Source organism: Sphingomonas gei, assembly GCF_004792685.1.
Taxonomy (GTDB): Bacteria; Pseudomonadota; Alphaproteobacteria; order Sphingomonadales; family Sphingomonadaceae; genus Sphingomonas; species Sphingomonas gei.
In genome coordinates this window covers 130,172-148,674 of the sequence record NZ_SRXT01000005.1, presented here as the reverse complement: position 1 = coordinate 148,674, position 18,503 = coordinate 130,172, and the positions used below count along the sequence as shown (strand labels likewise).

Here is an 18,503-nt window from a genome sequence, read left to right as displayed (position 1 = left end):
CGGTGGGGCATCCCACCGCGACCTTTTTGCTGTTCGGATCAGCGCCTCGAATTCCAGTGCTCCTGCGAAAGCAGGAGCCCAGAGTCACAAGCGACGGTCCCTTGCCGCCCTGGGCTCCTGCTTTCGCAGGAGCACGGAAGGGCTTATTCCTCCCCGATCCCCAGCAATTCGATCTTGAACAGCAGGGTCGCGCCGCCCGGGATCGGACCCTTGGTCTCCGGACCGTAAGCCAAATCCGAAGGCGTCGCGATTTCGATCGTGTCGCCCACCCCCATCATCGGCACCGCCATCTGCCATGCCGGGATCAGCGCGCCGAGCGGGAAACTCGCCGGCTCGCCGCGCGAATAGGAGCTGTCGAACTCGGTCCCGTCGACCAAAGTGCCGGCATAGTGGATCTTGACCACGTCCTGCACGGTCGGATGCTTGCCCGAGCCGTCGCCCTTGATCCGCCGCCAGCGCAAATTGCCGGGAAGCGACTGCCACCCGTCGCTCGCCTTGAGTTGCGCCAGCGCTAGCATCTGCCGGTTGTGCCACGCCGCGTCCTGCGAATGGTCCGCCGTGCCGCCGCGCTGCAGCGCCACCGCCGCAGTGCCCGCCAGCAAGACCGCCGCGCCCACGCCGATCAAAACCATCTTCTTCAAAGCGTCACTCCCCATCAGGCTATTCCGCCGCCCTTAGCGCGCGCCCCGCCACGGCGTCGAGCCTCGCGAGTATTTCCGGATCGCGCGCCGCCGGCGCAGTGATCAGCGCCGCATCCAGACAGGTGTTGATCGGCGAAGCCGGCCGCTCCTCGGGCAGGCTGTGCAGCAGGTGCATCACCATCGCCCGCGCCTTGACCGCATTGGCCGAGAGCTGCGCGATCACCTGCGCGACGTCGACTGCTTCCTCGCCCTCGCGCCAGCAATCATAATCGGTGACCATGCCGACCAGCGCGTAGGGAAGCTCGGCCTCGCGCGCCAGCTTGGCCTCGGGCATGCCCGTCATCCCGATGATCTGGCAGCCCCAATTGCGGTAGAGATGGCTCTCCGCCCGCGTCGAGAATTGCGGCCCTTCCATCGCCAGATAGGTCCCGCCGACATGCGTTTCGGCACCCGCCGCCCGCGCGGCATCCACCGCCAGCGCGGACAACCGCGGGCACACCGGATCGGCCATCGAGACATGCGCGACCATCCCGGTGCCGAAGAAGCTCGACGGGCGCCCCTTGGTCCGGTCGATGAACTGGTCTGCGATGGTGAAGCTTCCCGGCGGACGGTCCTCGACCAGGCTGCCCACCGACGACACCGCCAGCACATCGGTCACCCCGAGCCGCTTGAGCACGTCCACGTTCGCGCGCGCATTGAGTTCGGACGGGCTGATGCGATGCCCCCGCCCGTGCCGCGGCAGAAACACCACGCGGACATGCCCGACCTGCCCGACGAAGCAGGCGTCGGAAGGCGCGCCCCAGGGGCTCGCCACGTCAACCCATTCGCCGCCCTCGATCCCCTCGACATCGTACAGCCCCGAGCCGCCGATGATCCCGATCGTCCAACCGCTCATGCCGACCCCTTGTCCACGTTGCGCCGCGCCCAGGCGAAATACAGCGCCAAGCCGATCAGATTCCACGCTCCGAACAGCAATTGCGTCTGATGCGGCAGGCTTGTGAAAAGATAGAGACAGCCGAATGCCGCGCCCAGCCCGACCAGCCATGCCGCCGGCGCACGGAACGGCCGCACCGCTTCGGGCGCACGCCGGCGCATCACCAGCATGCAGATCCCGACCGCCGCGAACGCCGTCAGCGTGCCGGCATTGGCGAGCGCCGCGATCTGGTCGATCGGGAAGAACGCGGCGAAGAAGGTCACCACCCCCGCGGTGAAGATCGTGATCCGCACCGGCGTCCCCCGACGCGAAACCGTGGCAAGGCCCTGAGGCAGCATGCGGTCGCGCGCCATCACGAAGAAGATCCGGCTCTGCCCGTACAGGAAAGCGAGGATCACCGTCGGCAGCGCAATCACTGCCGATGCGGCGAGGAAGGCGGCGGTGCGCGGCTGGCCGATCTCGCGCAGGATCAACGCGAGCGGCTCGGGGCTGTCGGCGAAGCGCGTATAGCTCAGCGCCCCCACCGCCGCCAACGCGACCAGCATGTAGATCGCGACGCAGGCGATCATCGAACCGACGATGCCGATGGCGAGATCGCGGCTCGGATTCTTCGCTTCCTCCGCCGCGGTCGAGATCGCATCGAAGCCATAGAAAGCGAAGAAGATGATCGCCGCCGCCGCCATCACGCCGCGCTCGACTCCGTCCGCGCCCATCGCCTTGGTGAAGCCGAACGGTGCGAACGGCTCGAAATTGGCGGCGTCGAAATGCGGGAAGGCCACTGCGACGAACACCGCGAGCGCGATCAGCTTGACCACCACGAGCACGGCGTTGAGCGTCGCGCTTTCGCGCGTGCCGACGATCAGCAGCCCCGCGACCACCGCGACGATGAACAAGGCCGGCAAATTGACGCCCCATTCGACGACCTGCCAGCCCGCCATCACCGGCCCATGGGTGAGCGCCGCGGGGAGATGCACGCCAAGGCTTTCGAGAAACCCGACCGAATAGCCCGACCAGCCGACCGCGACCGTCGCTACCACCAAGGTATATTCGGCGAGCAGGCTCCACCCGACCACCCAGGCGATGATCTCGCCGAGCACGACATAGCTATAGGTATAGGCGCTGCCCGAAGCCGGGATCATCGTCGCCATCTCGGCATAAGCCAGCGCCGCGCACGCGCAGATTGCCCCGGCGACGACGAACGACAGGATCACCGCCGGCCCCGCCCGATCGGCACCCACGCCGATCAGCGTCAGGATCCCGGTCCCGACGATCGCGCCGACCCCGAGCGCAACGAGATGCGGCCACGACAAGGTGCGCTGAAGACGATGCGCGTGCGGCCGATCGGCCTCCGCGACGATCTGCTTCAGGCGAAACAGGCTGGCCATGTGCGCATCCCCCATCTTGTTGGATGCGGTGATAACGGCTTGGCCGCGCCAGGCAACCGCCCGTCACCCCGGCTTCACGAAGCGGTGAGGGGATTCCGGCCCAGATGGCGCGAACCCCCTCCCCGAGCGCCCTCAGAAGCGCACGCGCCCGCCGAGCGAGAACACCAATGCGCGCGCGTCGGTGAGCGTCCCCGAAGTCAGGATCGGAGTCTGCGCCGCGGTCCCCGGATAGGCCGCGGTGACCCGATCGATCGAGCTATCCTCGAAGTCGACATAATTGGCGCCGGCATCGAGCGTGAAGGCCGGCGTCAAATTGTAAGAAGCGCCGACGCCATAGTTCCAGCGATCCGAATCGGGCACGCGCGCATCGCGCTCGCCGTCGCGGGTCGGGGTCTGGGTACGCTGGACGCCGGCCCGCACGGTTAGCTTGTCCGACGCGGCATAGTCGAAGCCGGTGGCGAGGCTCCAGGTGTCGCGATAATTCTCGGGAATCGCCTGGCTGACCGGCGCGCCGAGCCGGATCGCATCGAACTGGCTCCACTGATAATGCACCGCCTGGCCGTTGAGCGTGAATTTGTCGCTCAGCCGCCAGCGTCCGCCGACGATCACTTGCGCCGGGGTGTAGAAATTGGCGGTGATGTCAGACACCGACCGGTTCGAGCCGGCGAGCGGCCCGACCAGCCCGCTGACCTCGAGGTCGCCCTTGAGGTTGTGCTTGATCGCCGATTTATAGCTCATGCCGATCGTCACGGCGTCGTTGTGCATCTGGAAGCCCGCGCTCCAGCCGAAATCCCAGCCATCGCCCTTCAGCTCCTGCCGCCCGTCGGGCAAGGCCGCCGAGACGTTGGGCAGCGCATTGGCAAGCGTCGCGTCGGTATATTCGACATTGACGCCCGCGCCGACGCGCAGCCAGTCGGTCACTGCAACCGCGAGCGATGGCTGGATGTCAATCGTGCGCAGTTCGGTCTTGAGCGCGCTGTAGCGGGCCCAGCTGGTCTCGGGATAATCGGTGGTGAAACTGTACGGGGACGTCACCGCAAGGCCGAAGGCGACGCGGTCGCCGAACGGGATCGCGATCGCGCCCGAAGGCAGCACGCCGTTGTTGATCGGATTGCGCGTCGTGGCATCGCCGCCGACCGGCGCGAAGGTCCCGCCGGGGCGGCGGATCAGCGTGCCGGTGTCGGTCACTTCGCCGCGCGGCAGGATCAGCGAGGCACTGATCGTCGCTTCGCCGTCGGTCATGCCGGCGATCGACGCGGGGTTCCACCACAGCGATGCGGCACCGGTATCGGCGACTTCGCCGGAAAAGGCGCGTCCTGCCGCGCGCGCGGACTGTTCCTGGAGGTAAAACGCCTGCGCATTGGCAGAGGCGGCGAAACCGACCGAGCCCGCCAGCGCGGTTGCGGCGGCGAGCGAAAGCTTGAGATACGACATTCTGGGGTCCTTATACGCGATACTGAAAAGCAAACGGGCGGCGCGGTCAGCGCACGCGAGTCCAGGTCTGGGTCTTGCAGAACGGCTTGAACACGCAGCCGCGCACCTTGAGCTGGTCGGGGCCCACGGGGGTCACGTCCGAGCCATAGGTCTTGCCGTCCTCGGCATTGTAGATCTTGCCGCCGGCCCAGTAATTGCCGCTCTGGCTGAACCCGCTGAGGATCTGCATTCCGCGCAGCGGTCGATTGCGCAGCGCTGCGTTCGAATTCTTGGTATCCTTGAGGTTCGGATTGGTCCGCAGCGCGTCGGACGTCAGGATCCGCCCGCAGATCGACGCGCCGCAGCGCTGGATCTCGACCACCGCGTTGCGCGTTTCGGTGCGCCAGCGGCCGACCGCCGCGTCCGCCGACTGCGGGGTGGCCGCGGCAATGGTCAATCCAATCAGGGTAAGCAACATAGACATCCTCTCGACACGCCTCGCCGTGTGACCGGCAATGGCTCTGGCAGCGACCCGGCGATGCACGTGAGGCGCAACCGCGAGGAAGCGCGCTGGTTCCAAATCAAATCGACCGAAATATGTCGGTTTGCGTCCGCGGTATGTCAGTCCGGCGAGAAGCCGAACGGCGTCACCCCGCTCTCGCCGTCGTTCGGCGGCAGCATCCCCCGTCCCGCCGGGGGTGCCGAACGCTGCGGGCAATCGGGGCGGGTGCATGCCCGGCAGCTGAGCCCGATCGGCATCGCATGCCCGGCGAGATCGCGCCCCGCCGCTACGGCAAGCGTCCGCGCCTCGTTTGCCGCCAGCCCGACACTCACGGCGAAACGGGCGGGAACACTCGTCATCCGGGCGCCTTGCGGCTGGACCGCGCGTGCCAAAGTGAACCAGCGACTGCCGTCCTCGAGCTCGACCAAATGGCTGACCGTCTCATCGCGGGCGAACGCGTCAAAAATATTCCACAGGGGGCAGATCCCCGGCCCGTCGACCAGCGGCGAACCGCTCGCGCCGGCGTAACGCTTCGATATCTGCCCGGCACGATCGACTCGCAGCAGAAAGAACGGCAGCCCGCGCGCGCCGACGCGCTGGAGCGTGGTCAGCCGGTGCGCGACTTGGCTGAAGCTCGCCCCGAACCGCCGCTGGAGCAGTTCCATATCATAGCCGCTCGCCTCGCAGGCGCGCAGAAACCGCGCATAAGGCATCATCACCGCCGCAGCGAAATAGCCGGTGAGGTGGCGCCGGTAGAGCCGCTCGGCGCCGCGATCGAGCGCGGCCCCCTTGACCAGTGCGTCGATTTCCCCGCGCGCTTCTTCCGCCAGCCGCTCGCCGAGCGCGAAGCTGCGCGCCGAGGCGCCGAGCATTTCGGAAAGCTGGACTTGCCGCGCATGCAGATCGAGCCGCTTCATCCGGTCGGGCATCACATCGGCGGGGAGGATCCGCACGGCGAGCTGGTGCTTGACGCGCAGCCGCTCGGCCATTGCGCCGTACAGATCCCCGGCGGCGATGCGCAGTTCGTCGGCCAGCGTTTCGGCCACGGCATCGAGATCGGCGAAATGGTTGCGCCAGCGCTCGATCTCGCGGCGTACCGCGCGCGCCGGGTCGGCGGCATCGCCTTCGCCGCCCGGCGCCCCGCCGATCCGGTCATAGGCACGAGCGAAAGCCTCGGCGCTCCCCGGCGCGCCCGCCAGCCATTCCTCCATCTGGTGCCGATCGATCTCGAGATCGGCGAACAGCGGGTCGGAGAGCCGCCGCCGCAGCGCCTCGGCGCCCCCGCCCGGCTCGCTCGCCGCCAGCCTGCGCGGATCGAAGTCATAGGTCTGGGCGAGCCGCAGCATCACCGTGGCGGAGATCGGCCGCTGGTTGCGCTCGACCAGGTTGAGATAGCTCGCGCTCACCCCCAGCCCCTCGGCCATCGCCACTTGGCTCAACCCGAGCTGACGCCGCAGCCGGCGGATCGCATGTCCGGCAAACAGCTTCTGCTCGGCCATTTTCCTACAGCTCCCGTTTTGGTTATGTTCCACCCGCCGGTCGATAGGAGTCTGTCAATTTCTTTACACGATTACAACCCACCGGTTGACTTTGCACGACCGATAGACGCCGGAAACGCCAAATAAAGCTGTTATCGAGTCAAGCGAGTCAAGCATATCGTCGTCGCACACCAGTTTCTGTTAAGGAAGTGACACAGATGACGTTCGAAGACCTCGTCCCCGCCGCCAGCGGTCGCTTCGCCGGCATCGTCCGCCCTTACACCCCCGACGACGTGGCTCGGCTGCGCGGCTCCTTACCGATCGAGCACACCATCGCCCGCCGCGGCGCGCTCAAGCTGTGGGAGCTGCTGAAGTCGGAGGAGTACATCCACGCGCTCGGTGCGCTCTCGGGCAACCAGGCGATGCAGATGGTCCGCGCCGGCTTGAAGGCGATCTATCTTTCCGGCTGGCAGGTTGCGGCGGACGCCAACACCGCCGGGCAGATGTATCCCGATCAGTCGCTCTACCCGGCCAATGCCGGTCCCGAGCTGGCGCGCAAGATCAACGCCACCCTCCAGCGCGCCGACCAGATCGAGCATATGGAAGGCGGCGCGACGCGCGACTGGCTCGCGCCGATCATCGCAGATGCCGAGGCCGGCTTCGGCGGCCCGCTCAACTGCTTCGAGATCATGAAGGCCTATATCGCCGCAGGCGCCGCCGGGGTGCATTATGAAGACCAACTCGCATCCGAAAAGAAATGCGGTCACCTCGGCGGCAAGGTGCTGATCCCCACCCAGGCGCATATCCGCAATCTCGACAGTGCCCGGCTCGCCGCCGATGTCAGCGGGGTCCCCACCGTGATCTGCGCCCGCACCGATGCCGAGAGCGCGCGGCTGATCACCAGCGACGTCGACGAACGCGACCATGAGTTCCTCACCGGCGAGCGCACTGCCGAGGGCTTCTTCCGCCTGAAAGAAGGAACCGGCGTCGATCACTGCATCAAGCGCGGGCTCGCCTTCGCGTCGCATGCCGATCTGCTCTGGTGGGAAACCTCGAAGCCCAATCTCGACGACGCCCGCCGCTTCGCCGAGGCGATCAGGCGCGAGCATCCCGACAAGATGCTGGCGTACAATTGCTCGCCGAGCTTCAACTGGGAGAAGAATCTCGACAAACAGGACATCGCCCGCTTCCAGCGCGAGATCGGCGCGATGGGCTACAAGTTCCAGTTCGTCACCCTCGCGGGCTTCCACCAGCTCAATTACGGCATGTTCGAGCTGGCGCGCGGCTATCGCGACCGCGGCATGGCGGCCTATTCCGAGCTCCAGCAGGCCGAATTCGCCGCCGAGGCCAATGGCTACACCGCGACCCGCCACCAGCGCGAAGTCGGCACCGGCTATTTCGACGCAGTCGCCCAGGCAGTCGCCGGCGGCGAGAGCTCGACCACCGCACTCGCCGAAAGCACCGAAGCCGCCCAGTTCAACCAGCAAGCTGCCTGAAGGAGCAACGACCATGACCGAACCCCAGCGCAGCCGCGCCGTCTTCTCGACCGAGGATTTCCGCCTGCTCCGCGAAGCCGTCGGCACGCATCTGAACAAGGTCAAGGACCAGCCTGAATCGACCAAATACGCCAATCTCTATCACCGCCTCGGCCGACTCGACTGAGGCAAGACTTTCCTGGGGAGGAAAGGATGTCCGCCGGGGCTCAGGTTCCGGCGGGCATTTCCCGCGTCACATCGGCTGGATGTGTGCGCGAAACCAATCGGCCAGTGCTTCGGGCGTGAACTCCCCAGCGGCGAGGGCCAGGAACGCGACTACCAACTCGACGTCGCTGCACGTCAGACCGTAGCCGTTCAGCACGAGGAAGGTTTCGCTGACGACGACCGCTGTACGTTTGTTGCCGTCCACGAACGGATGGTTCCGCGCAATCCCGAAGGCGTAGCTCGCTGCCAATTCAGCGATGCCGGGGTCGCCATAGGCAATCAGGTTCAAAGGCCGCGCCATCGCGCTCTCGAGCATGTTCATGTCGCGCACGCCCTGCGCACCGCCATGCTCAGCAAGCTGCTCCGCGTGCGCGGCAAGCGCCACCGCGATATCGACCCAGACCCAGGCCGGATCCGCCATTATTTGGCGAGTTCGCGCAAGGCGTTGCGGCGCCGGGTCATGACTTCGCGGGCGGTCTTCATCTGCTCTTCGAAGCCTTGGTCATGGCGACGAATCTCGATCCCATGTGGCGCTTCATTGACGCTGAGTTCATCGCCCAACTCGACGCGCAGGCGGGCAAGCACTTCCTTGGGGAGGATGACACCCGCGGAGTTGCCGATCTTGATGATCTTGAGGGGCTTGGTCATACATGTGTTATAACAGACTTCATCAGGCGCTGCCAGCCAGCTGCTCCACTCGCGCGAGATGCTCGGCCTTGCCGAACGGAAAGCGCCGATAGAAAAACGCCGCCGCGAAGCCGAGCGAGAGATAGAGCGTGGCGAACAGGATCGTCAGCCGGTCGATCGTCTCCCCCGGCACGCTCCCCGGCTTGGCCGCCTCCGGAAACCCGGCAATAGCGAGGATCGAACCCGCGACGAAGATGCCGAGCCCGCTGGTGCACTTCTGGACAAAAAACGCGCCGGCGAAGAACACGCCTTCGGAGCGGCGCCCCGTCTCGACTTCCGAATGCTCGACGACATCGGCCATCATCGACGCGCCCAGGATCGTCGACGAGACCGAGCAAGTCGCATTGACCGTGAAGATCGACAGCAAAAGCGGCACCAGCAAAAGGTTGCCGGGCGCCGGAAACAGTCCCGCCAGCCGCAGCCAATAAGGCAGGGTCAGCAGAATCGCGGCCGCGATCATGAACGCCATCCCGGCCGCCGGCTTGCCGGTACGCTTGGCAATGCGCGGCGCGATCAGGAACGCTCCGACGACTCCGATCAGCAGGATCAGCCCAAGCCACTGAAAGTCGGCGCCGTGAAATCCCCAGACATGTGCATACAGATAATTGGACAGCGCGAAATTGATCCCCTGCGCCGAATAATAGCAGATCCCCGCCGCCATCAGGATCAGGAAGGCGCGGTTGCGAACGCTCTCGCGCAGCTCGCGGAAATTGGCGGCGAGCGACTGGCGCTCGATCTCCGGCCGCGGCAACCGGCTGATCTCGCGGTGGGTGCCCAGCGCCGAAACGAGGATCGCAACGAACATCGCCGCCGCGCCCGCAAAGGCGAAGCCGACATAGCCGCGCCGCTCGAGCAGCCCGTCGGCGAGGAAATAGCCATAGGAGGCCATCAGCATCGCCATCCCGCCCGCCCAGCCGAACAGATAGCGATACGCCATGATCCGGGTCCGCTCGTCATAATCGGCGGAAAGCTCGGGGCTCAGCGCCTGCGACGGCACTTCATAGGCCGAGACCGCGGTGCGAACGAGCACGGCAGTCGCGAACACCCAGACCAGCATCGCCCCGTGCGACCAGGCCGGCGGGTTCCACAGCAACAGCCAGCCAAGCGCGATCGGCGCCGCCGACGCATACATCCACGGATGCCGCCGCCCCCAGCGACCGCGCGTCCGATCGGACAGGAAGCCGACCGCGGGATCGATGAACGCGTCGAGCAGCAACGCGCACATGATCGCGAAGCCGACCTGCGCAGAGGGCAGCCCGAGGACCTGATTGTAGAAGAGCAACAGGAAGGTCGAGAAGCATAGGTCCTTCACGCCGTACGCGACCGCGCCGAAGCCGTAAGCGAGCATCGTCGACTGACGTACCCGACGGATCGGCGGCACCGCCGGCGCAGCGTTCGCTTCGTTCGCAGCCATCGCCCGATCCTCTCACGCGAACTGTTCCACCACATAAGAGGCGCGATATCCGCGTCAATCGCGTGAATTGGAAGATTGGGTATGGCTTGCCCGAGACACTGACGTAGGTATAGCATTCAGCTTCGAACAAGAGGAACGGTCCACCCGATGGCGCTCGACCCGGAGATCTTCGATACGCTGATCGATACGATCCGTCGTTTCGTCAGCGACAGGCTGCGTCCGCTCGAAGGCGTCGTCGAAGCGGCGGACGCGATTCCGGACGGAGTGATCGAGGAGATGAAGGCCCTCGGCCTGTTCGGGCTTTCGATCGCCGAGCAATATGGCGGACTCGGCCTGACGATGATCGAGGAATGCAAGGTCGCCATCGAGTTCGGCCGCACCACCCCCGCTTTCCGCTCGGCGTTCGGCACCAATGTCGGGATCGGCAGCCAGGGGCTGGTGATGGCCGGCACCCCCGAGCAGAAGGCCGAATGGCTGCCGCGGATCGCCCGCGGCGATATCGTCACCAGCTTCGCGCTCACCGAACCCGATGTCGGCTCGGACAGCGGCGCAGTGAAGACCCGCGCGGTGCGCGACGGCCAGGTCTACCGGCTGAGCGGCACCAAGCGCTACATCACCAACGCCGACAAGGCCCAGCTCTTCACCGTGATGGCGCGCACCGGCGACGAACCCGGCGGCCGCGGCGTCTCGGCGTTCCTCGTGCCGCGCGACTTGCCCGGCGTGTCGATCGGCGAGCCCGAGAAGAAGATGGGCCAGAAAGGCGCGCGCGTCGCCGATGTCGTGTTCGACGACACGCCGGTGCCGGTGGCCAACCGGCTCGGCGCCGAAGGCGAGGGCTTCAAGATCGCGATGCAGGTGCTCGATCGCGGGCGCCTCCACATCTCGGCGGTATGTGTCGGAATCGCCGAGCGGCTGATCGCCGATTGTGTCGCTTATGCGCTCGACCGGAAGCAATTCGGCAAACCCATTGCCGAGCACCAGTTGATCCAGGCGATGCTCGCCGATTCGAAGACCGAAGCCATGGCCGCGCGCGCGCTGATGCTCGAGACCGCGGCGAAGAAAGACGCAGGCGAGAACACCACGATGGAAGCCGCCGCGACGAAGTACTTCGCCTCCGAGATGGTCGGCCGCGTCGCCGACCGTGCAGTGCAGATCTTCGGCGGCGCAGGCTATATCGCCGATTACGGGATCGAGCGGCTCTACCGCGACGTCCGGCTGTTCAGGATCTACGAAGGCACCAGCCAGATCCAGCAATTGATCATCGCGCGCGAGACGCTCAAGCGCGGCGGGTAAATTCTCCCTCTCCCCGCTTGCGGGAGAGGGTCGGGGAGAGGGAAAAGAAGATGGACACCAATGCACTGTTCCGCCTCGACGGCCGCATCGCGCTGATAACCGGCGGGTCGCGCGGCATCGGCCGGATGATCGCCGAGGGCTTCGTCGCGCAAGGCGCCAAGGTCTATGTCTCGTCGCGCAAGGCCGAGGCCTGCGAGGAGACCGCGGCGGCACTCGGCGAAAACTGCATCGCGCTTCCGCACGACATCTCGACCGTCGCGGGTTGCCGCGCGCTCGCCGACGATCTCGCCGCCCGCGAGTCGGGGCTCGACATACTCGTCAACAATGCCGGCGCGGCCTGGGGCGAGCCGTTCGAGACCTTCCCCGAAAAGGGCTGGGACAAGGTCATGGACCTCAACGTCAAGTCGCCCTTCTTCCTCACCCAGGCACTGCACGGGCTGCTCAAGGCCGGCGGCTCGGCCGATCGCCCGGCCAAGGTGATCAACATCACTTCGATCGACGGCCAGCGGCTCAATCCGTGGGAGACCTACAGCTACCACGCCTCCAAATCGGCGCTGATCTATTTGACCAAGCGCATGGCGGCGCGGCTGGTCCGCGATCACATCAACGTCACGTCGATCGCCCCCGGCGCCTTCGCCAGCGACATGAACAAGGCCGCGCGCGATCATGGCGACGCGGTGTCCAAGGCGATCCCCGCCAGGCGAATCGGCACCGACGAGGACATGGCCGGCACCGCGATCTACCTCGCCAGCCGCGCCGGCGACTATGTGATCGGCGACACGATCACCGTCGATGGCGGGCTGGTCAATGCGAGCCTGGGCGGGAGTATCGACGGCTGAACCCCTCTCCCATCGGCAGAGGGATCGAGCTGCGCAGCAGCGAGGGGGTGAGGGCGAGGACGATCGCCCTCACCCTTCCCGCTCCCGAGGGAGCGGGAGCTTTACCTAGCGATACCCCCCGCCGCCAACACCGCGAGCGTCACCAGCTCGCTGGCAGTCGCGGTCATCGGTGCGATCTGGACCGGCTTCTCCATGCCGATCAGCATCGGCCCGATCATCGAATCACCGCCAAGCTCGCGGAGCAATTTGGCCGAGATGTTGGCCGATTGCAGCCCCGGCATGATCAGCACGTTCGCCGGGCCCGAGAGCCGCGCGAACGGGTATTTCGCCATCTGTCGCGGATTGAGCGCGACATCGGGCGACATCTCGCCTTCATATTCGAACTCGACCGAGCGCTCGTCGAGCAATTTGATCGCGCCGCGGACATTGTCGAGCCACCGCCCTTCGGGATTGCCGAAGTTCGAATAGCTGAGGAACGCGACGCGCGGTTCATGCCCCATGCGGCGTGCGACTTGCGCGGTGCCTTCGGCGATCGCGGCGAGTTCCTCGGTGTTCGGGCGCTCGTTGACCGTGGTGTCGGCGATGAACACCGTGTGCGACTGGCCGACCAGGACATGGATGCCGAACGCAGTGCGGCCTTCCGCATAATCGATCACGCGCTTTATCTGCCGCATCGTCTCGGCATAGGTGCGGGTGACGCCGGTGATCATCGCATCGGCCTCGCCCAATTGGAGCAGCAGCGCGCCGAAGATGTTGCGGTCGCGATTGACCATCCGCTCGATGTCGCGCCGCAGATAGCCGCGGCGCTGGAGCCGCTCGTAGAGAAACTCGACCATCCGCGGCACCAGCGGCGAATTGACGCTGTTGTGGAGCTCGAAATCCTCGGGGTTGGCGCCGAGCTTCTGCAGCCGCTCGTGCACCGATTCGCGCCCGACCAGCACCGGAATGCCGTAGCCGCCTTCCTTGAAGGCGATCGCCGCGCGCAGCACGACTTCCTCCTCGCCCTCGGCGAAGATCACCCGCTTGGGATTGGCGCGCGCGCCCTCGTAAGCGAGGCTGAGCACCGACGTGGTCGGGTTGAGCCGCGCACGGAGCGACTGGCGATAGGCCGCCATGTCGATGATCGGCTTGGTCGCCACCCCCGAATCCATCGCCGCCTGCGCCACCGCGGCGGGGATGAGCTCCATCAGTCGCGGATCGAACGGCGCGGGGATGATGTATTCGGGACCGAAGCTGTGCTGGGTGCCGTATGCGGCGGCGACTTCCTCGGGCACCTGCTGGCGTGCCAGCTCGGCGAGCGCGCGCGCCGCGGCGATCTTCATCGCGTCGTTGATCGTCGTCGCGCGCACGTCGAGCGCGCCGCGGAAGATGAACGGGAAGCCGAGCACGTTGTTGACCTGGTTCGGATAGTCCGAGCGGCCGGTGGCGATGATCGCATCGGGGCGCGCCGCCTTGGCGAGCGGGGGGCTGATCTCGGGATCGGGATTGGCCATCGCGAAGATGATCGGATTGGGCGCCATCGTCTTGAGCAATTCGGGCGACAGCGAGTTCGCCGAGGCGAGCCCGATGAACACGTCGGCACCGCCCAGCGCATCGGCGAGCGTGCGCTTGTCGGTATCGACCGCGTGCGCCGACTTCCACTGGTTCATGCTCTCCTGGCGGCCCTGATAGATCACCCCGGTCAAATCGAGCATCAGCAGATTGTCGTGCGGCAGCCCCATCGCCTTGATCAGCTCGGCACAGGCGATCGCCGCGGCGCCGGCGCCCAGCATCACGATCCTGGTATCCTTGAAGCTGCGGCCGGTCAGGTGGAGCGCGTTGATCAGCCCGGCGGCGGCGATGATCGCGGTGCCGTGCTGATCGTCGTGGAACACCGGGATGTTCATCCGTTCGCGCAGCGTCTGCTCGATGATGAAACATTCGGGGGACTTGATGTCCTCCAGATTGATCCCGCCGAAGCTCGGCTCCATCAATTCGATCGCGTCGATCAGCCGGTCGACATCCTCGGTGTTGAGCTCGAGATCGATCGCGTCGACATCGGCGAAGCGCTTGAACAGCACGGCCTTGCCTTCCATCACCGGCTTGGAGGCGAGCGCGCCGAGATTGCCGAGCCCGAGAATCGCCGTGCCGTTGGAGATCACCGCGACCAGATTGCCCTTGGCGGTATAGTCGTAGGCGAGCGACGGATCCTCGGCGATCGCGCGGACCGGCACCGCGACGCCGGGCGAATAAGCGAGCGCGAGGTCGCGCTGGGTCGCCATCGGCTTGGAAGCGATGATCTCGATCTTACCCGGCCGTCCCTCGGAATGGTAGAGCAGCGCCTCGCGCTCCGAAAACTGGACGTTCGATTCCTCAGACATGCAACTCTCCCTGACACCGTCCTTTAGGAGCGGCATGGCAGGGCCGCAACACGCGCGGACATTCGGTCCGAGGAAAATGATAGCGCTATCACGCCAGCTCCCGTCCGTGCTGAGCCTTGTCGAAGCACGGCCGCGAGCGAGACGCTGCTGGATGGCGCCCTTCGACAGGCTCAGGACGAACGACGGGCCGCATCACTTGTCCCCAGGATTCCGGCGCCCAGGGTGTTGATCGCGTGCGCGCTTCGGCTACCCACTCGCTTTATGTCCTCCGCAGCCCCCACTCCGATGATGGCGCAGTATCTCGCGCTGAAGGCCGAGGCCGAGGATTGCCTGCTATTCTATCGGATGGGCGACTTTTTCGAATTGTTCTTCGACGACGCCAAGATCGCCAGCGGCGTGCTCGACATCGCGCTGACTGCGCGCGGCGAGCATGACGGCGAGCGTATCCCGATGTGCGGCGTGCCGGTGCACGCGATGGACGGCTATCTCGCGCGGCTGATCAAGGCCGGGCACCGCGTCGCCGTCGCCGAGCAGACCGAATCGCCGGAGGCGGCGCGCAAGCGGATGGGCTCCAAGGCTTTGGTCAATCGCGCGATCGTCCGCGTGGTGACCGCGGGAACGCTGACCGAAGAGGCTCTGCTCGACAGCCGGTCGGCCAATTGGTGCGTCGCGATCGGCGAGGCGGCGGCGGGGGTGGCGATCGCCTGCGCCGACATCTCGACGGGTCGGTTCGAAGTGATCGAAAGCGATTACGAGCGCGTCGGCGCGGAGATCGCCCGATTGAAACCCGCCGAAACGATCGTCTGCGACGGAACCGCGTTCCCCGACCTGGGGACCGCAACCCGCCCCAAGGCCGATTTCGAAAGCAGCGGCGGCGAAGCGCGGCTCAAGCGGCTGTTCGGCGTGGCCACCCTCGACGGCTTCGGCAGCTTCTCGCGCGGCGGGCTCGCCGCGGCGGGGGGGCTGGTCGCGTATCTGGAGCACACCGCCAAGGGATCGCTCCCCTTCCTGCGCCCGCCGCGCGTAAGCCGCACCGATGCCGCGATGGCGATCGACGCCGCCACCCGCGAGAGTCTCGAATTGTGCGTCAGCCAGTCGGGCGCCCGCAAAGGCAGCCTGCTCGATTCGGTCGACCGCACCGTCACCGGCGCAGGCGCGCGCCTGCTGGGGCAGGACATCGCCGCACCCTTGATGGACCGCGGCGCAGTCGAGGCGCGGCTCGACCTGGTGCAGCGCTTCCACGACGATCCCGGGCTGCGCGACATGGTCCGCGGCAGCCTGCGCGCGCTCCCCGATATCGGCCGTGCGCTCGGCCGGCTGGCGGCGGGGCGCGGCTCCCCGCGCGACCTCGGCCAGCTCCGCGACGGGCTCGACGGCGCATGGCGGCTGGGCGAGCGGCTCGACGCAATCGGCACCCCGCCACCCCTGCTCGCCGAGCTCGCGCCGCAGCTGCGCGGCCACGGCGCGCTGATCGACCTGCTCGCCCGCGCGCTGGTCCCCGAGCCGCCGATCGACGCCTCGAACGGCGGCTATGTCGCCGAAGGCTATGACGCCGCGCTCGACCACCTTCGCGACACCGGCGCCGGTGGCCGCCGGGCGATCGCCGCGCTCGAGGCCGAATATCGCACGCGCACCGGGATCACCGCGCTCAAGGTCCGCCACAACGGTGTGCTCGGCTATCATATCGAAGTCCCCGCGCGCGTCGCGGACTCGCTGATGAAGCCCGACAGCGGCTTCACGCATCGCCAGACGCTTGCCGGCGTGGTGCGCTTCAACGCCCCCGATCTGCACGATGTCGCGATCAAGGTGACCCAGGCGGGCGCGCACGCGCTCACCGCCGAAGCGGCGCATCTCGAGGATCTCACCGCCCGCGGGCTCGAACGCCGCGAGGCAGTCGCCGCCACTGCCGACGCGCTCGCCCGGATCGACGTCGCCACGGCGCTTGCCGAACGCGCGGCGGAAGGCGGCTGGGCGCGGCCCGCGCTCGTCGACCATGCTTGTTTCGACATCGCCGGCGGGCGGCATCCGGTGGTCGAGGACGCGATCGCGCGCTCGGGCGGGCGCTTCGTCGCCAATGACTGCAAGCTTTCCGAGGATTCGCGGCTGTGGCTGGTCACCGGCCCCAACATGGGCGGCAAATCGACCTTCCTGCGCCAGAACGCCCTGATCGCGGTGCTCGCCCAGGCCGGCAGCTACGTTCCCGCCACCGCGGCGACGCTCGGGCTGGTCGACCGGCTGTTCAGCCGTGTCGGCGCATCGGACAATCTCGCCCGCGGCCGATCGACCTTCATGGTCGAGATGGTCGAGACCGCCGCGATCCTCGCCCAGGCGACGCCGCGCAGCTTCGTCATCCTCGACGAAGTCGGGCGCGGCACGTCGACCTATGACGGGCTGGCGATCGCCTGGGCGGTGGTCGAGGCGATCCACGAGGACAATCGCTGCCGCTGCCTGTTCGCGACGCATTATCACGAACTGACTAGGCTGGCCGAGCGCTGCGACGCGCTGACCCTCCACAATGTCCGCGCACGCGAATATAAGGGCGAACTCGTCCTGCTCCACGAAGTCGCCGACGGCCCGGCCGACCGCAGCTACGGTCTCGCGGTCGCGCGGCTGGCGGGACTGCCGCCGGCGACGATCAAGCGCGCCAAGTCCGTGCTCGACAAGCTCGAGGCCGGCCGCGCCAGGACCGGTGGGATCGCCGCGGGACTCGACGATCTGCCGCTGTTCGCCTCCATCGCTCAGGCCGAGGTCGAGAAGGTCGATACGCTCCGCGCCGAGCTGGAAACGCTCGACGTCGACGCACTCAGCCCGCGCGAGGCGCTCGACGCGCTGTACCGGCTGAAGGGGCTGGCCGCCGACGGCGGCTGAAGCTCATTCGTGATGGTGTACCGCGCTCTCCCCGTTCGTGCTGAGCTTGTCGAAGCACCGTTCTTCCGAACCGACTGCAGAAGAAGGGCAGCCCTTCGACAAGCTCAGGGCGAACGGGAAGGTTGATGAAGCGGCCCGGTTTTGCCCTATAACCCCCGACGATGACCGACCCGATCACTCGTATCGCCGAAGCACTCGAACGCCTGGCGCCACCGCCGGCACCACCCGCCGACCCGCTCGCGCATCCTGCCTATGTCTGGCGCGGACATAGTCTTGCCGCCGCACGCGCCTTCGCCCCGCTTCCGCTCGAACTGCTCCAGGGAATGGAGCCCCAGCGCGACGCCTTGCTCGCCAATCTCGATCGGCTCGCGCACGGCAGCGCCGCGCAGGACGTATTGCTCTGGGGCGCCCGCGGCACCGGCAAGTCTGCGCTCGTGAAGAGCGCGGTCGCTTCGGTGCAGGCGAAGGGCGGCAACCTCGCATTGGTCGAGGCCGTCACTCAGCATCTCGATGCGCTGCCCGAATTGTTCGCCCTCCTCGCCGCGTCCGCCCGCCCCTTCGTCATCTTCCTCGACGATCTCGGCTTCGACGCCGCCGGGGACGCGCGCGCGTTGCGCTCGCTGCTCGAAGGCGGCGCCGAGGCGCGCCCCGCGAACACCCGGCTGATCGTCACTTCCAACCGCCGCCACCTGATCCCGCGCGACATTGCCGAGCAGGCCAGCGCAATCAACCCGCGCGATTCGGTCGACGACAGCCTCGCGCTCGCCGACCGCTTCGGCCTGAGCCTCGGCTTCCACGCGATCGACCAGGACACCTATGTCCATATCGTCCGCGGCTATGCCGACGCGCACGGCCTGACCTTCGATCCGGCGGAAGCGATCAACTGGGCGACGCGGCGCGGCAGCCGCTCCGGCCGGGTCGCCTGGCAATATGTCGTCGACCTCGCCGGCCGATCCGGCAAGTCTCTGTAAAATAAAATTGATCCACAT

Annotated in this window: 16 protein-coding genes; 6 read left to right on the top strand and 10 right to left on the bottom strand. The window is 66.8% G+C overall.

Annotation, left to right across the window (positions count from 1 at the left end; translation table 11 throughout):
• Positions 1 to 143: 143 nt before the first annotated feature.
• From E5A73_RS13445 to E5A73_RS13420, 6 genes are all read right to left on the bottom strand, one after another.
• Complete coding sequence (locus E5A73_RS13445; protein ID WP_135964615.1) at positions 144 to 632, bottom strand: FKBP-type peptidyl-prolyl cis-trans isomerase; 489 nt, start codon at positions 630 to 632, stop codon at positions 144 to 146.
• 28 nt (positions 633 to 660) lie between these two features.
• Entirely contained in the window at positions 661 to 1,536 is an 876-nt protein-coding gene (mtnP, locus tag E5A73_RS13440) for an S-methyl-5'-thioadenosine phosphorylase (protein WP_135964358.1), read from the bottom strand.
• Positions 1,533 to 2,960: an amino acid permease gene (locus E5A73_RS13435; protein WP_135964357.1), complete on the bottom strand. Its 1,428-nt coding sequence runs from the start codon at positions 2,958 to 2,960 to the stop codon at positions 1,533 to 1,535. The genes mtnP and E5A73_RS13435 overlap by 4 nt, the downstream gene beginning before the upstream one ends.
• A gap of 132 nt (positions 2,961 to 3,092) precedes the next feature.
• Positions 3,093 to 4,394 carry an OmpP1/FadL family transporter gene (locus E5A73_RS13430; protein WP_135964356.1) on the bottom strand — a complete coding sequence of 434 codons (1,302 nt, stop codon included), beginning with the start codon at positions 4,392 to 4,394 and terminating at the stop codon, positions 3,093 to 3,095.
• Between the two features lie 46 nt (positions 4,395 to 4,440).
• A complete protein-coding gene (locus E5A73_RS13425) occupies positions 4,441 to 4,851 on the bottom strand; it encodes a DUF2147 domain-containing protein (RefSeq protein ID WP_135964355.1) in 411 nt (136 codons plus the stop codon).
• Positions 4,852 to 4,994: 143 nt separating this feature from the next.
• The gene (locus tag E5A73_RS13420; RefSeq protein WP_135964354.1) at positions 4,995 to 6,374 is read right to left on the bottom strand and encodes a helix-turn-helix domain-containing protein; all 1,380 of its coding nucleotides are present in this window, start codon (positions 6,372 to 6,374) and stop codon (positions 4,995 to 4,997) included.
• A gap of 197 nt (positions 6,375 to 6,571) precedes the next feature.
• Between E5A73_RS13420 and aceA the strand changes: the two genes are divergently transcribed.
• On the top strand, positions 6,572 to 7,849 hold the full coding sequence (aceA, locus tag E5A73_RS13415) for an isocitrate lyase (protein ID WP_135964353.1): 1,278 nt from the start codon (positions 6,572 to 6,574) through the stop codon (positions 7,847 to 7,849).
• Between the two features lie 13 nt (positions 7,850 to 7,862).
• On the top strand, positions 7,863 to 8,015 hold the full coding sequence (locus E5A73_RS21415; RefSeq protein ID WP_168355932.1) for a hypothetical protein: 153 nt from the start codon (positions 7,863 to 7,865) through the stop codon (positions 8,013 to 8,015).
• A gap of 66 nt (positions 8,016 to 8,081) precedes the next feature.
• On the opposite strand, the gene E5A73_RS13410 is transcribed toward E5A73_RS21415, so the two are convergent.
• From E5A73_RS13410 to E5A73_RS13400, 3 genes are read right to left on the bottom strand one after another with little or no spacing between them, the layout of a single operon-like run.
• Complete coding sequence (locus tag E5A73_RS13410; protein ID WP_135964352.1) at positions 8,082 to 8,474, bottom strand: type II toxin-antitoxin system death-on-curing family toxin; 393 nt, start codon at positions 8,472 to 8,474, stop codon at positions 8,082 to 8,084.
• On the bottom strand, positions 8,474 to 8,701 hold the full coding sequence (locus E5A73_RS13405; protein ID WP_135964351.1) for an AbrB/MazE/SpoVT family DNA-binding domain-containing protein: 228 nt from the start codon (positions 8,699 to 8,701) through the stop codon (positions 8,474 to 8,476). The genes E5A73_RS13410 and E5A73_RS13405 overlap by 1 nt, the downstream gene beginning before the upstream one ends.
• 22 nt (positions 8,702 to 8,723) lie before the next feature.
• Positions 8,724 to 10,154, bottom strand: a complete 1,431-nt coding sequence (locus E5A73_RS13400; RefSeq protein ID WP_240700177.1) for an MFS transporter — start codon at positions 10,152 to 10,154, stop codon at positions 8,724 to 8,726.
• Positions 10,155 to 10,301: 147 nt separating this feature from the next.
• Here E5A73_RS13400 and E5A73_RS13395 point away from each other — a divergent pair, with 147 nt between their 5' ends.
• Both E5A73_RS13395 and E5A73_RS13390 read left to right on the top strand, forming a co-directional pair.
• Positions 10,302 to 11,447, top strand: coding sequence for an acyl-CoA dehydrogenase family protein (locus E5A73_RS13395; RefSeq protein ID WP_135964350.1), 1,146 nt, complete (start codon positions 10,302 to 10,304; stop codon positions 11,445 to 11,447).
• Positions 11,448 to 11,497: 50 nt separating this feature from the next.
• Positions 11,498 to 12,286 (top strand): SDR family oxidoreductase, encoded by a 789-nt coding sequence (locus tag E5A73_RS13390; protein ID WP_135964349.1) that lies wholly within the window; start codon positions 11,498 to 11,500, stop codon positions 12,284 to 12,286.
• A 101-nt stretch (positions 12,287 to 12,387) separates the two neighbouring features.
• On the opposite strand, the gene E5A73_RS13385 is transcribed toward E5A73_RS13390, so the two are convergent.
• The gene (locus tag E5A73_RS13385) at positions 12,388 to 14,646 is read right to left on the bottom strand and encodes an NADP-dependent malic enzyme (RefSeq protein ID WP_135964348.1); all 2,259 of its coding nucleotides are present in this window, start codon (positions 14,644 to 14,646) and stop codon (positions 12,388 to 12,390) included.
• A 285-nt stretch (positions 14,647 to 14,931) separates the two neighbouring features.
• On the opposite strand from E5A73_RS13385, the gene mutS reads away from it, so the two are divergent.
• Together mutS and E5A73_RS13375 are read left to right on the top strand one after the other, a co-directional pair.
• Positions 14,932 to 17,514 carry a DNA mismatch repair protein MutS gene (mutS, locus tag E5A73_RS13380; protein WP_135964613.1) on the top strand — a complete coding sequence of 861 codons (2,583 nt, stop codon included), beginning with the start codon at positions 14,932 to 14,934 and terminating at the stop codon, positions 17,512 to 17,514.
• Positions 17,515 to 17,675: 161 nt separating this feature from the next.
• Positions 17,676 to 18,485: an ATP-binding protein gene (locus E5A73_RS13375; protein WP_135964347.1), complete on the top strand. Its 810-nt coding sequence runs from the start codon at positions 17,676 to 17,678 to the stop codon at positions 18,483 to 18,485.
• Positions 18,486 to 18,503: the final 18 nt, after the last annotated feature.

Bases quoted from the DNA above. Each gene is read 5' to 3' on its own strand.
- E5A73_RS13445 (WP_135964615.1), bottom strand. From the start codon at position 632: ATGGTTTTGATCGGCGTGGGCGCGGCGGTCTTGCTGGCGGGCACTGCG.
- mtnP (WP_135964358.1), bottom strand. From the start codon at position 1,536: ATGAGCGGTTGGACGATCGGGATCATCGGCGGCTCGGGGCTGTACGAT.
- E5A73_RS13435 (WP_135964357.1), bottom strand. From the start codon at position 2,960: ATGGCCAGCCTGTTTCGCCTGAAGCAGATCGTCGCGGAGGCCGATCGG.
- E5A73_RS13430 (WP_135964356.1), bottom strand. From the start codon at position 4,394: ATGTCGTATCTCAAGCTTTCGCTCGCCGCCGCAACCGCGCTGGCGGGC.
- E5A73_RS13425 (WP_135964355.1), bottom strand. From the start codon at position 4,851: ATGTTGCTTACCCTGATTGGATTGACCATTGCCGCGGCCACCCCGCAG.
- E5A73_RS13420 (WP_135964354.1), bottom strand. From the start codon at position 6,374: ATGGCCGAGCAGAAGCTGTTTGCCGGACATGCGATCCGCCGGCTGCGG.
- aceA (WP_135964353.1), top strand. From the start codon at position 6,572: ATGACGTTCGAAGACCTCGTCCCCGCCGCCAGCGGTCGCTTCGCCGGC.
- E5A73_RS21415 (WP_168355932.1), top strand. From the start codon at position 7,863: ATGACCGAACCCCAGCGCAGCCGCGCCGTCTTCTCGACCGAGGATTTC.
- E5A73_RS13410 (WP_135964352.1), bottom strand. From the start codon at position 8,474: ATGGCGGATCCGGCCTGGGTCTGGGTCGATATCGCGGTGGCGCTTGCC.
- E5A73_RS13405 (WP_135964351.1), bottom strand. From the start codon at position 8,701: ATGACCAAGCCCCTCAAGATCATCAAGATCGGCAACTCCGCGGGTGTC.
- E5A73_RS13400 (WP_240700177.1), bottom strand. From the start codon at position 10,154: ATGGCTGCGAACGAAGCGAACGCTGCGCCGGCGGTGCCGCCGATCCGT.
- E5A73_RS13395 (WP_135964350.1), top strand. From the start codon at position 10,302: ATGGCGCTCGACCCGGAGATCTTCGATACGCTGATCGATACGATCCGT.
- E5A73_RS13390 (WP_135964349.1), top strand. From the start codon at position 11,498: ATGGACACCAATGCACTGTTCCGCCTCGACGGCCGCATCGCGCTGATA.
- E5A73_RS13385 (WP_135964348.1), bottom strand. From the start codon at position 14,646: ATGTCTGAGGAATCGAACGTCCAGTTTTCGGAGCGCGAGGCGCTGCTC.
- mutS (WP_135964613.1), top strand. From the start codon at position 14,932: ATGATGGCGCAGTATCTCGCGCTGAAGGCCGAGGCCGAGGATTGCCTG.
- E5A73_RS13375 (WP_135964347.1), top strand. From the start codon at position 17,676: ATGACCGACCCGATCACTCGTATCGCCGAAGCACTCGAACGCCTGGCG.